The following is a 13,101-nucleotide window of genomic DNA, read 5'->3' as shown; positions in this document are numbered from 1 at the left end:
TAATATGTCCAAAAATCGCAAGTTCCTGGTCGGCGCGCTGTTAACGGCCGGTGTCTGTACCTTGGCTTTTATCCTGGCCAGTTGCGGTGAACGGCAGGAGACGACAAAATACTACTATAGTCCGAGCTGGCTGCGCAGCGGCGGAGTTGTTTTTATTGCCGGCTTGCAGAGTATCCGCAAGGATGCCATTGGGACCCAGCTTGGCTCAAGCTACACCGAGACTGTCTCGACCGCCGAGGCGACCGGGGTGGGGGAGAATTTTATCTTTGACGTGACCGGCGCGCCGGCCTACTCTATGAGTTGCGCCCCGGTGGGCGATTATGTTGCCTACATGGATGATCTCCGGAGCACTCTTTTTCACCGGATCATCGTGCGTAATATCGCGAGCGGGGCGCATAGCGGGCTCGACCAGGTGGAACTGGCTTTCAATCCGGGGATCAAGTCCTTTGACTGGTCGTCTGACGGCCAGCGGCTGGTCTATTGCACCACGGGTGAAGTGCGCACTATTAAACGTGACGGGAGCGGCGATACCCTGGTGGTGACTGTTGCCGACCTCTCCTTTGTTAGCTGGAAGTATGCCGACCGGATCGCCTATGTTCACGGCGGTCTTTTGTCGCTGATCTACGCCGACGGGAGCGGTCGACTCGACCTTGCGGCGGCCGCTTCGGTCGATAAATCGCAGATCTCCGCGGCCAACACCAGCGAAGTTTTTGGGCTGGCCGGCGGGAGTTACTGCAAAGTTAACGTGGACGCGGCCACTCCGGCGACCAGCGAGATCTTGGCCGGCTGCAAAGGTGACCTGCCGCGGTTAAACCCGCCGGCCGACAAAGTGACTTACAGCAAAATTGAAAGCGGCGAACAGAGCGGCATCTACACGATAGACCTCACGGCGGCCGTCAAGGCGGAGACTAAGATCAAGTAATTTTAGCCAAATTTTGCCCTTTTTTGTTTAGGCCTGGTTTATATAATGTAAATCAGGCCTAATATTTTGTGTAATATAGCCAAAAAATAGAGATATAAGCCGCGCTCCCATTATCCGCCAAAAATTTCGTATAATTTATTGTAATATAGCCAAAAATATAACTAAATTCATGCAAGAATTTCTCTCCCTTTTACGATACATATTATAGAGGACCAAGAGTACTAAAATGCCACCAATTAAATCAGAAACAATAATCCATCAGGCTCCAAAAAGGCCTAGTAATTTTACCGGTCAGCTAAACCTTCCGGTCGCGGGTAATAACCCCAATCGACCCGGCAATGGCGGAAACGCCAAGTTGCATACTCCGCGCGTACCGGTCGGTAATTCTTATACGGATTATGCAAGTATCTCTGATTCCCCACAAATTTCCTCTAACGAAATTGATCCTCCGTTCATCGCCCGAGGAGGACAGTCACGGGTATTTTCAATCGGTGATCCCGGCAATGATTGTATCGTCAGAGAATTAACTTCACAACCGGGATCGCCAGAATTTAAACTGGAAATGGATATTGCGCGCTCGCTAGTCGGCCGGGAGATGCCGGGTGTGGCCAAAGTCCTCGATGTCGGGGATGGTTATGTTGTTATGGAGCGGGCGCCGGGCGACTCGCTAAAAACGATCTTAAAAAGAACTGAGTATAAGCGTGGCATGCCGCCGGACCTGGCGGCCGAAATCGTCAGGAAAACCGCCAGATCGCTTGAATCCATGCATCGGGCCGGGCTGGTCCACCAGGATGTTGCGCCGGATAATATAATGGTCGAGCTCAGGCCGAATGGTAAAGTAGGAAAAGTCACTTTGATCGATCCTTTTGTTGCCTCTCCCCCGACCGACAGTGGGCCGGGAGATAATGCCTTTCGTGTTGGCAAATCAGCTTTTATCTCACCCGAACAAATAAGAGGCGAAGGTATTTCTGGTAAGTCAGATATTTTTTCGTTAGGCAAGGTTTTTTATCGATTACTGACCGGCCGGCATTTGTTTGAGGAGCAGGGATATGACAATGTCAAGTCGCTGACAGCGAATGAAAATATACACATTAATCATCCTGCATTACAGGTTGAGACCGTGCCGCAGGATCTCCGCCCGCTGATGGCAGATATGTTAAGTCAATCGCGGCAGAGAAGACCGAATGCCGCCCAGATCGATACGGCGGTTAATCGTTATAAAAGCAACTCCGACGCGGTGCCTGACTTTGAAACTTCAGTCCGCAATTCTATGCCGGACAATACCGCAGGGACTGTTGTTCGTGACGAGCCGACTGCCAGGGCGGTTGATGATATGGGTGGGACTGGGCGGGTTGCCGGCCAGCCGGTCAAAACAGAAGGAGTGCCTGATTTTGAGGTCACTGTGGTTGAACGCGGTGCCCCCAAGGGAGCGCCGGTTGATGTCACTCCTCCGCCAAGTCAAAACCCGGCCAATAAGCCTCCCGGCTTTCGTCTTAACCCCAGCCTGCGAGGCATGGGAATTGGGGTTGGCAGCACGGCCCTGGGCTTGGGAGTCGGCTTTGGTACGCACTACTTATTGGGCCAGGCCGGAGTAGAGAGTGAAGGCGTTAAGATTGTAGCCGCAATTGGTACCGGTCACGGGACCGGTGTCGGTTTAACTTATCTTGCCACGGGGAAAATGCCGGGCATCGGTACACAGGCGAAGGGTTTGGTCCTGGGTCTGGGCGGCGCTTTTCTTGTTAATGATTGTATCAAGTCGTTCGCAGATTCGGCCGGAGCCGGCGCGGATTCATGGCTGCGCTCGACACCGGTAAATATCGCAGGTGGCGTTGGCGGCGGTGTGGCCTTTACGGCGGCTGGAACAGTCGCATTACCGTTTGCCGGGTTTGCTATTGCCAACGAAGCGGTAAAACAATATTACTCTCCCGAAGATCAAGCCGCCAAGCAAAGCGATATCGGCAGGGCCAGGGAGCAAATGAGAAAGACCTACGAGAATGGCATCGGGTTCCAAAGCGCCGTAGCGGTGACTGCCTTGACCCTGACCTTTGTGCCGATCTTTGACGGGCTGATCATGCTGGGTTCCGACGCGACCGCCCCGCAGGTTGATGTGAACGATCCAAATTATTCAACCCCGGACCGGTTAACGCCGAATGAACGGAAGGCCCAGGCTCATAAAGAGGCTCAGGCCCAGGCGCCCAAGACCCCGGCCAATCCACTGCTTGGGACCACCAGATTTATCCCCGGTTTCACACCGCCGATGTCCTCATTGCCGACCCGCTTCTAATCAGGCCATTTCCAAAATAGACTGAAATATCCGCCGATCTTTGACGACAATTTACCGTGGGCAAGATCGTCTTAAAATTGGAGATCTCATGGTATTTGTCGGCAAATTAAGACCTTTATTCATCGACCGCGGAGTTATGACGGCGAAACTTGGGTCGTACAATCTGGCTTCGGCTGAAGGTAAAAACCTGCCGCTGCGGCTCGTTTATTATTCATCTCCGGATATCCCCAGATATATTTCCTGGCAGAATTTAAAAACAATGAAAGATGTTTCTGTCACCCCCGATTCAATAATTGAACTCGACTCTAGAATAATTAGCAGCGTCATCCATCCTCCAAAGGACGAGGCGGGCGCTGTGCTTTTAAATGCGGATCAAATATTAGATAGTGCCTGGGACATTTTGCGGCAGGCGGGTGACCGATTCCTGAACGATCTGAAAAAATTCTCCCCCTGGCTGGTATTACTGCCGCGACTGGACCGGAATGGAACGGAAGCCTTCGGTTTTGATCTGGCCATGTCCGGTGCCGGCAATCAGGAAGTCAATTCCTTCTTCGGCGGCCTGGCTGACGACCTGATTGATATCGCCGATAAAATTCTATTTATTAATCCATATTATAAAAGTACGGAATTCTTTGCCGGCGATGGTTTTGAGCTAACTAAGGAAATGAGCCGGTTGGTTGGTCGGGCGGTTATTAATAGCCTTGCGGCCAGCGCGAAATTCCCATTACCTGTCGAAGTCGCTGATTACTTCGCGGCCGCCTATTCACAAATGGTTTGCCAGAATTTTGCCCGCAACTTTCAGCGTATCCAGACCGAGCTGTCTGCCGATGCCGAACCGAATGTCCCCGGTTTTCAGGAGATGAATTCCAGATTGGCAGTACTGGATAAACAACGTCGGCTTTTCCTTAAGCAGATAACGTATCAGGAACTTGGCTTTGTGCAGAGTGTTTTAGAACGGGCGTAACTTCTTTTGCTTCCCCTGTCAGGCCGCATTTATTTTTTCCCATAAACAAAGAGCAGGGGGTTGAATTGCGGATCCCGGCTGTATCGAAGTTCTTCAACTGCCGATTGATAATCCCTAAATTCTTCAGGCGTGTTTAAAAAAAGCCCCACGAAGCGATTGTTCATTCTATTATCAGTTAGAAAACGAAGCGGTGAATAGCCGCTCTCCTGCCGGACATAACAATTCTGAAGGGCATCGGCATCAATTTTATCGGTTTTTCTTAGGTGTTCGGCTAGATGTTTCAGCAATTTTTCACTGCGGCTCAAAGCAAAAAAAGCGCGCGGAGTGGCCAGCAGTAATCGTTTTAAAAGTTCGGGGTAGCGGAAGATGCCGGTAGCCTCGGACAATGTCGGCAGGTTTGCGATGACAATGGCGGCTCCCACAGTAGGGAATTTAATTAGCTTCGGCCAGCCGCCGCGGCTAAAGTCTCGATTGAGAAGGTGTTTGGAAATAAAATATTCTCCTTGCCCAAATTCAAAAACGCAATTATAAGGATAAGAACTTATCATTATTCTTCTAGTTGAGGCATAGTCTTTGTCTTCGAGGCTGAATTGAATAAGAGAGTGAAGGGTGTGTGCCTCTTCACGGGTGGCAATCAGGTGGGCATTTTCGATTATGATGTCAAAAGACCGGAGAAAATGCTCGACCAGCCGCGGATTTTCGGCCAGACCCAAACTGCCGGGGCGTCCCCAATAAGCCGCATCAAAGATTGCGGCATCCGAAGGTTGCGCGGAGTCCAAAAGATGGAGGCCAAAATATCCCTGTCGGCCGAAAGTTATCACTCTAAAGCCGCGGCTTTCCAAAGCTTCTTTGTCTAGTTTTCCTTTGTCTGCCAGGCCAATCTGCAACTTCTGAAGCAAGAGTAGGTTTATGTCAAGGCCATGCAAGGCGGCCGGAGTGGCCAGAACCAGCCGTTTCCCCACTTCATAATATTCTTCCTTCAGCAGATTAATGTCCGGATATCTTTCTCTGGCTGCTTCGAGGTTTGCTCTGGTTATGGGATTGCCTGACAATTCTCTACGGGTAAAAGAGTAGGGAAGCAGAGTTACGCATCTGCCCGCTTGAAAAATGTTTTTAATGCCGCTCATTCCTATGTATTGTCGATTAAAATTTACGATAATTTCAAGCAAATTTGCTTTATTCCCGCACCAAAATCTTTGGTGTGGAAATTTGTTCTCTTTCCCGCTTTCATTCCCCCCCCATTTTATAGTATAATTTAAACATGAAGGATTTTATCTCCATTCATGACCTGTCCGCCTCACAGGTGGAAGAGATCTTAGCGCTGGCCGCCGACCTGAAAGACAAACAGAAGAACAAGATCAAGCACGAATACCTCTGGGCCAAATCGATGGCGATGATCTTCGAGAAACCGTCGACCCGCACCCGCGTTTCGTTTGAGATCGGCATGTGGCAGCTGGGCGGTCTCGCTATCAACCTCGACCAGGAAGCGATCGGCCTCGGTACCCGCGAGTCGATCCCCGACGTGGCCCGCACGCTCTCTCGTTTTGCCGATGCTATTCTGATCCGGACCTTTGCCCACGAGAAAGTCCTCGAGCTGGCCAAATACGCCTCGGTCCCGGTCATCAACGCCCTGTCGGACCTGCACCACCCCTGCCAGGCGCTGGCCGACGTTTTTACGATCAGGGAGAAAAAGGGAGCCGGTAAACTTAAACAGTTGAAGCTGGCCTACATTGGCGATGGGAACAACAATGTTTGTCATTCGCTCATGCAAGCGGCGGTCAAGGTCGGGCTTAACCTGACCGTGGCCTCACCTAAAGGTTATGAGCCGAGCAACGAGATCGTCCGGGAAGTTTTTGCGGATGCCAAAAAAGCCGGATTAGAGATTGATATTCTGAACGATCCGGTCGTGGCCGCTAGGAGTGCCGACGTCATTTACACCGATGTCTGGACCTCGATGGGGCAGGAGAAAGAAAAAGAGAAAAGGATCAAGATCTTCCGGAGTTTTCAAGTTAATGAGAGTTTGGTCAAACTGGCCAAGCCCGATTATATCTTCATGCATTGCCTGCCGGCCCACCGCGGCGAAGAAGTGACGGATGAAGTGATCGAAAGCCCGAATTCAGTCGTCTTCGACCAGGCGGAGAACCGCCTGCACGTCCAGAAAGCGATCCTGGTCAAATTGTTGGGAGGAAATAATGTCCAATAAAGTCGTCCTGGCCTACTCGGGCGGTCTCGATACCTCGATCATGATCAAGTGGCTGAAAGATAATTACGGCTGCGAGGTCATCTGTTTTGCCGCCGACGTCGGGCAGGAAGAGGAACTGACAGGGTTACGGCAGAAGGCGCTCCGGACCGGGGCGGCCAAGATCTACATCGAGGACCTGCGCGCCGAGTTCGCCCGCGACTTTATCTTTCCCATGCTCAAAGCCGGCGCGATCTATGAGAACCAATATCTCCTGGGTACCTCCGTTGCCCGCCCGCTGATCGCCAAGAAGCAGGTCGAGATCGCCAAGAAAGAAAAAGCGGACGCGGTGGCCCACGGCGCGACCGGTAAGGGTAACGACCAAGTCAGGTTTGAGCTGACCTTCAAGGCGCTGGCGCCCAATTTAAAGATCATCGCTCCGTGGCGGGAGTGGGAGCTGAAGGGGCGGGAAGAGGAGATCGATTACGCCCGGGCGCATGGTATTCCTATCCCGGTCTCCAAGAAAAAACCATACTCCTCCGACCGCAACCTCTGGCACATCAGCTACGAGGGGGGGATACTGGAAGATCCGTGGTTCGAGCCTAAAGAAGAGATGTTCCTGCTGACCGTTTCACCGGAAAAAGCGCCGAACAAGCCGCAATATGTCGAGATCGATTTCCTAAAAGGGGAGCCGGTCGCAGTCAACGGCCGGCCAATGGCTCCGGTCAAATTGGTCCAAACTTTGAACCGGCTCGGCGGCCGGCACGGCATCGGCCGGACCGATATCGTGGAGAACCGGCTGGTCGGGATGAAATCGCGCGGCGTCTACGAGACTCCCGGCGGGACCATTCTCTATGCCGCCCATCAGGCGATCGAATCTTTGACCCTCGATCGCGATACCCTGCATTACAAACTGTTGGTCGCCCAACGTTACGCCGAGCTGGTCTATAATGGCCAGTGGTTCACGCCGCTGAAAAAAGCGCTGGACGCCTTTATCGATCGGACCCAAGAGAACGTGACCGGCGTGGCCCGCCTGAAACTCCATAAAGGTAATGTGACCGTGGTCGGGCGCCGGGCAAAGCGCTCGCTTTATCACGCCAAAATGGCGAGCTTTGAAAAAGAAGAGGTTTATGATCAGGCTGATGCGACTGGGTTCATTAACTTGTTCGGCCTGCCGATAAAAATCCAAGCACTTCTGAGCGGGAAAAGATAAAGTAGCGGCGACCTTTAGGTCGCCAAAAAATGGAGGTCTAAAGACCTCCGCTACATTTCAAAGGAGTTAATATGGCAAAACATATCAAACCGTGGTCGGGCCGCTTTTTTGATAGCCTGGCCAAAACGGCCGAGGCCTTCACCAGCTCGATCCATTTTGACGTCAGACTTTATGAACATGATATTGTCCAGAGCATCGCTTACGCCAAGACCCTGGTCAAGGCCGGAGTCCTGACCGCGACCGAAGCCAAGAAGATCACTGCGGCCCTGGAAACGATCAAACGCGAGATCGCCTCGGGCAAATTGGCCCTCTCCCCGGAACTGGAAGATATCCACATGAACATCGAAACCTTCCTGATCAACAAGGTGGGCGAGATCGGCAAGAAGCTCCATTCCGGCCGGAGCCGCAACGACCAGGTGGCGACCGACCTCCGGATGTACGTTAAAGCGGAAGTAGCCAGTATTGTCGACGGCCTGAATAAATTCCAGGGGTGTTTGCTTGACCTGGCGGACAATAATCTTAAGGTCGTCATGCCTGGCTATACCCACCTGCAGCGGGCCCAACCGGTCCTCCTCTCGCACCATTTTCTCGCCTATTACGAAATGCTGAAGAGGGACAAGGAGCGTTTTTTGGCGGTCGCTTTGGAAGCCGACGTCATGCCCCTCGGTTCCGGGGCGCTGGCCGGGGCGGCCTTCGGGCTCGACCGGGAGGCGCTGGCTCGCGACCTCGGTTTTGCCAAGGTCTCGCGCAACAGCCTGGACGCGGTCTCCGATCGTGACTTTGCCATTGACTTCAACTCTGCCGCGGCAGTTTTGATGATGCATCTCTCCCGCCTCTCCGAAGAACTGATCATCTGGTCGAGCTACGAATTTGATTTTATCGAGCTCTCTGACAAATACACTACTGGCTCGTCGATCATGCCCCAGAAAAAAAACCCGGACATCGCCGAATTAAGCCGGGGGAAGACCGGCCGCGTTTTTGGCAACCTGCTTGGCCTGCTGACAACCTTGAAAGGGCTGCCGCTCGCTTATAACCGTGATATGCAGGAAGACAAGGAAGCGCTCTTTGATTCGGTCGATACCGTCAAGGCGGTCCTCTCGATCTATGTCGAGATGCTGGCCACGATGAAGGTCAATGCCGACGTAATGAAAGCGGCGGCGAAAAAAGGTTTCCTGACCGCGACCGACCTGGCTTATTATCTGGTCGGCCATGACGTGCCATTCCGCGACGCTCATGCGATCGTTGGTAAGATCGTCGCTTTCTGTGAAGAATCGAACATGGAGCTGGAATACCTTTCGCTGAAACAGCTGAAGGAATTTTCGGACGCTTTCGGCTACGACGCGACCCGCGTGTTGTCGGTCGAAAGCAGCCTGGCCAATCGCGATATCACCGGCGGGACAGCTCCGCACCGGGTCAAGGAGGCGATCAAGCGTGCTCGAAAAGAGCTACTTCATGATCAAGCCTGACGGTGTTGCCCGCGGCCTCGAAAAAGAGATCTTTGCCCGGGTTGACCAGGCCGGCCTGAAGATCGAGACGAGCCGTATTCTCCAATTAACCCCGGCGGAAGCGGCTGACCTTTACCGGCCGCATCTGGGAAAAAAATTCTATCCCGGACTGGTCAAGTTCATCACTTCCGGCCCGGTCGTTGCCTGCACGGTAGCGGGCGAAGGGGCGATCGCCCGCCTGCGCGAATTGATGGGCGAGACCGACCCGCTGGCGGCGGCCCGCGGCACGATCCGCGGCGACCTGCGTGAAGCCGAAGTGATCAATGAGCAGGGCATTATCAAAAATCTGGTCCACGGCTCTGACAGCCCGGAGTCGGCGGCCCGGGAACTGGCGATCTTCTTCTAATGAGGCTGTTCTTGGCCGGTTTGACCTGCCTTCTCCTCCTCTCCATATCTTCCGCCCAGAAAGTCGAACTGATCAAGGAGCAGGGGGTCGTGTCGGATTACGCCGAGGTCGTTGACGCTTATACCAGGGATAAAGTTGAGAAGTTGGCCGGCGAACTGAAGCGGATCACTTCGGTCAAATACCGGGTGGTCGTCATTCGTTCGGTGGAGATGATGGAAGTGATCGATGCCCAGGCTTACGGCCAGCAATTGTATGACCGCTGGGATGTTGGCCAGGCCAAAGACGGCCTGGAGCATGGCGTCCTGCTGCTGGTCTCGATCGTCGACCGCCAGGTCAAGATCATTCTGGGCCGGCAGGTCGACAAGCTTTTTACCCAGGAAGAAAAAGAGCAGATGGAGTGGAGCGTGATGGCGGAACTCGCCGAAGGTAAGTTTTCCCAGGGGGTTGAGGTCGGCTCCGGGCTTATCATTCAGCAGATCCTGGCTCACTGGCCGACCAAGGGGGCTTGGTTTGGCGGGCTGAATTGGGAAAAAGCCTCTTTCCCTCTTTTTCTTCTGGTGTTGGTCGCGATCGCTCTGACCCTGGTGACCGGCGGCGGATTTCTGATGGGCTTCAGTATCGCGGTCGGCGGGCTATTTGGTTACATGTTTCTGGGAGTGCCGGGGATGGCCCTGGCGGCGGCCCTTGGTTTTTTCCTGAATTTTAGCAAGAGGACAAATTGAAACGAGTTTTGCTCTGCTGGTGCCTGCTTTGCTCCGCCGCCTTGGCCGCGGCGCCCGATCTACCGCTCTCCCGAGGTTTTGTCAACGATTATATCGGCTTGCTGGACGCGTCGTCTAGCCAAAAGATAGCAGAGGTTTGCCGTCAGCTGGAAAAACAGACCTCGGCCGAGATCGCCCTGGCCATTGTCGCGACCGTCGCGCCGCTCGATTCCAAAGAGTACGCGGTCAAGTTATTTGAGAAATGGGGGATCGGCAAGAAGAATAAAGATAACGGCTTGCTGGTCCTCTTTGCCCGGGACGAGCGGCGGGTCGAAGTAGAAGTCGGTTATGGCCTGGAAGGGATCATCACCGACGCCCGGGCCGGCCGGATCCTCGATGAATATGCCATACCGTACTTCAAACAAGGGAACTACTCTGCCGGATTGCTGAACACGGTCACCGCTTTAGCCGACCGGATCTCCGGCCGGGCGAGCGAAGAAGGCGAGGTCTTAGCCGGCGCAGGGGCTACCCATTTGTCCTGGACAGGTAAGTTCGATCCGGAGTTCACGATCAATATTGCTTTTGTCATCATAGTTATCCTTTCCACTTTTGCTTCGGGGATCGTGGCCGGGCTGTTTGGCGCCGGGGTGGGGGCGGTTTTCGGCTTTATGCTCTTTGGCGGCGTTGGGGCGTTGGTTGGAGCCTGCCTCGGTTTTGTGTTATCATATACCAGAATTTCCGGTTTTGGTGGCGGTGGTTGGTCGAGCGGTTCGGGGAGGTTTGGCGGCGGGGGCAGTGGTGGTGGTGGTGCGGGGAGAAGTTGGTAAACATTCAGGAAACCGGCGAATAAACTTCGCGGTTTCCTGAATATGATTGGAAGCCGCGACGTTCAGTCGCAGGATTCCAATCACGAAGGAGGAAATAGTATGTGGAAATGGTTAATTGGGATACTGGTCGTTGTTCTGGTGGGTGGGATGTGGCTGGTCGGTCTTTATAACGGTTTGGTCGGTAAGGACCAGAACGTCAAAACTAATTGGGCGCAGGTCGAAACGCAGCTCCAGCGGCGCTACGATCTGGTCCCGAACCTCGTCGAAACGGTCAAGGGTTACGCGACGCATGAAAAAGAACTTTTTGAGAACGTGGCCAAGGCGCGGACCGCTTGGGCCGGCGCCAGCAACACCAACGAGAAGGTTGCCGCGGCGAACCAGATGGAAGGTTTTCTCGGCCGGTTGATGGCGGTCGCCGAGAACTATCCGCAATTAAAGGCTGCCGAGAATTTCCGGGCCCTGCAGGACGAGTTGGCCGGCACGGAGAACCGGATCTCGGTCGCCCGGATGCGCTATAACGACGCCGTCCAGGAATACAATGTTACTGCCAAGACCTTGCCGACCGCTTTCTTTGTGAGCATGTTCGGTTTTGAGCGGGAGAAAGCTTTCTTTGAAGCGGCCAAGGAGGCTAAAGAAGCCCCCAAGGTGAAGTTCTAGTGAAGATCAGGGTAGAGAGCGGCTCGCTGACTGGGATCAGCGGCGACCTGTTGGTCGTCGGTTTATTCGCGGGGGTCAAGAAGCCGACTGGCGCGACCGCGGTGGCGGACCAGGCCCTCGGCGGGATGATCAGCCGCCTGATCAAAGATGGCGAGATCGACGGTAAGGCGGATAAGATCACCGTCATCCATTGCCCGGGTAAATTGAAAGTACGCAAGGTGGCCGTCCTCGGCCTGGGTAAGCAGGATAAATTTGACCTGGAAGCGGGACGCCGGGCGGCGGCCGCGCTGATCAAAAAAGCCCAAGAGATCAAAGCCGGACGGGTCGTGACGATCGTCCACGGTTGCGGCTGCGGCGACCTTGATCCGGAAGAGGCGGCCAAGGCGCTGGTTGAAGGGGCGATCCTTGGCTTGTATAAGTTCGCCGGCTATGCCAAAGATAACGACGAGCCGCAGTTCGCGGTCAAAGAGCTGGTGCTGGTCGATCACGACCGGACAAAGCTTGGCGCCATCAGCCGGGGGGCCAAGCTCGGCCTGATCATTGCCGAAGCGGAGAACCACGCGCGTGACCTGGTCAATGAGCCGTCCAACCGGATGACCCCGGTCCGTTTTGCCGAACTGGCCAGAAAGATCGCCCGGATCAACGGTTTAAAGTTCACCGTCCTTGACCCGAAAAAAGCGGGGATGGAGGCGCTCTGGGCAGTGGCCAAGGGTTCGAACCAGCCGCCGCGCCTCGTTGCCCTGGAATACCGCGGCGATCCGCGCTCCAAGGCCAAGATCGCCCTGATCGGCAAGGGGATCACTTTTGATTCCGGCGGCATTTCGCTTAAGCCATCCAAGAATATGGACGAGATGAAGTCCGACATGGCCGGGGCGGCCGCCGTGCTCGGCGTGATGAGCCTGCTCTCCGACCTGAAGCCGAAGAAGAACGTCCTGGGTGTTATCCCGCTGACCGAGAATATGCCTTCCGGCCACGCGACCAAGCCGGGCGATGTCGTCTCCTCCCTGGCGGGCTATACGATCGAAGTGACCAACACCGACGCCGAAGGGCGGATGATCCTGGCCGACGCGATCACTTACGCCAAAAAAAGGGGCGCGACCAAACTAATAGATGTGGCGACCCTGACCGGCGGCTGTATTGTCGCCCTGGGGGATGCGGCCACGGCGGTGATCGGCAATGACCAGGCGCTGATCGACCGGGTGATCGCGGCGGGCAACAACTGCGGCCAGAAGATGTGGCAGCTGCCGCTCTATGACGAATACAAAGAAGCTTTGAAAAGCAAAATCGCCGACTTGAAGAACACTTCCGGGACCGGTAAGGCGTCCCCTTCCAGCGGCGCCGCTTTCCTGGCTAAATTTGTCGGTGAGACCGCCTGGGCCCATCTCGATATCGCCGGGACCGCTTTCCTCAACAAGGGGCGCGGGTACTTACCGGAAGGGGCGACCGGTGTGCCGGTGCGGACCTTCATAGAATTGTTAAGGTCTTGAAGAACTTCAAACTTCC

General features: G+C 54.4%; 12 protein-coding genes. 11 read left to right on the top strand and 1 reads right to left on the bottom strand.

What is annotated here, in order from left to right; translation table 11 throughout:
• Positions 1-4: 4 nt before the first annotated feature.
• The 3 genes from WC903_06260 to WC903_06250 all read left to right on the top strand — a co-directional run bounded on the left by WC903_06260 (position 5) and on the right by WC903_06250 (position 4,170).
• Positions 5-922, top strand: coding sequence for a hypothetical protein (locus WC903_06260; GenBank protein ID MFA5893537.1), 918 nt, complete (start codon positions 5-7; stop codon positions 920-922).
• Between the two features lie 562 nt (positions 923-1,484).
• Positions 1,485-3,206, top strand: coding sequence for a serine/threonine-protein kinase (locus WC903_06255; GenBank protein MFA5893536.1), 1,722 nt, complete (start codon positions 1,485-1,487; stop codon positions 3,204-3,206).
• Positions 3,207-3,342: 136 nt separating this feature from the next.
• The gene (locus WC903_06250; protein ID MFA5893535.1) at positions 3,343-4,170 is read left to right on the top strand and encodes a hypothetical protein; all 828 of its coding nucleotides are present in this window, start codon (positions 3,343-3,345) and stop codon (positions 4,168-4,170) included.
• Between the two features lie 29 nt (positions 4,171-4,199).
• Here WC903_06250 and WC903_06245 read toward each other — a convergent pair whose 3' ends face one another.
• The gene (locus WC903_06245) at positions 4,200-5,339 is read right to left on the bottom strand and encodes a hypothetical protein (protein MFA5893534.1); all 1,140 of its coding nucleotides are present in this window, start codon (positions 5,337-5,339) and stop codon (positions 4,200-4,202) included.
• 92 nt (positions 5,340-5,431) lie between these two features.
• Between WC903_06245 and argF the strand changes: the two genes are divergently transcribed.
• The 8 genes from argF (at position 5,432) to WC903_06205 (ending at position 13,085) form a co-directional block, all read left to right on the top strand.
• Positions 5,432-6,373 (top strand): ornithine carbamoyltransferase, encoded by a 942-nt coding sequence (gene argF / locus WC903_06240; GenBank protein ID MFA5893533.1) that lies wholly within the window; start codon positions 5,432-5,434, stop codon positions 6,371-6,373.
• Positions 6,363-7,562, top strand: a complete 1,200-nt coding sequence (locus WC903_06235; GenBank protein MFA5893532.1) for an argininosuccinate synthase — start codon at positions 6,363-6,365, stop codon at positions 7,560-7,562. Before argF ends, WC903_06235 begins: the two co-directional genes overlap by 11 nt.
• Positions 7,563-7,633: 71 nt before the next feature.
• Entirely contained in the window at positions 7,634-9,028 is a 1,395-nt protein-coding gene (gene argH / locus WC903_06230) for an argininosuccinate lyase (protein MFA5893531.1), read from the top strand.
• A complete protein-coding gene (locus WC903_06225; protein MFA5893530.1) occupies positions 8,994-9,413 on the top strand; it encodes a nucleoside-diphosphate kinase in 420 nt (139 codons plus the stop codon). The genes argH and WC903_06225 overlap by 35 nt, the downstream gene beginning before the upstream one ends.
• The gene (locus tag WC903_06220; protein ID MFA5893529.1) at positions 9,413-10,135 is read left to right on the top strand and encodes a TPM domain-containing protein; all 723 of its coding nucleotides are present in this window, start codon (positions 9,413-9,415) and stop codon (positions 10,133-10,135) included. Before WC903_06225 ends, WC903_06220 begins: the two co-directional genes overlap by 1 nt.
• The gene (locus WC903_06215; protein MFA5893528.1) at positions 10,132-10,941 is read left to right on the top strand and encodes a TPM domain-containing protein; all 810 of its coding nucleotides are present in this window, start codon (positions 10,132-10,134) and stop codon (positions 10,939-10,941) included. Before WC903_06220 ends, WC903_06215 begins: the two co-directional genes overlap by 4 nt.
• 99 nt (positions 10,942-11,040) lie before the next feature.
• Positions 11,041-11,598: a LemA family protein gene (locus WC903_06210; protein MFA5893527.1), complete on the top strand. Its 558-nt coding sequence runs from the start codon at positions 11,041-11,043 to the stop codon at positions 11,596-11,598.
• The gene (locus WC903_06205) at positions 11,598-13,085 is read left to right on the top strand and encodes a leucyl aminopeptidase (GenBank protein ID MFA5893526.1); all 1,488 of its coding nucleotides are present in this window, start codon (positions 11,598-11,600) and stop codon (positions 13,083-13,085) included. Before WC903_06210 ends, WC903_06205 begins: the two co-directional genes overlap by 1 nt.
• Positions 13,086-13,101 lie beyond the last annotated feature (16 nt).

This window comes from Candidatus Margulisiibacteriota bacterium (genome assembly GCA_041658645.1).
Taxonomy (GTDB): domain Bacteria; phylum Margulisbacteria; class WOR-1; order O2-12-FULL-45-9; family XYB2-FULL-48-7; genus JBAZZV01.
The sequence above is the reverse complement of the archived record's forward strand: the minus strand, read 5'-3'. Positions and strand labels throughout refer to the sequence as shown.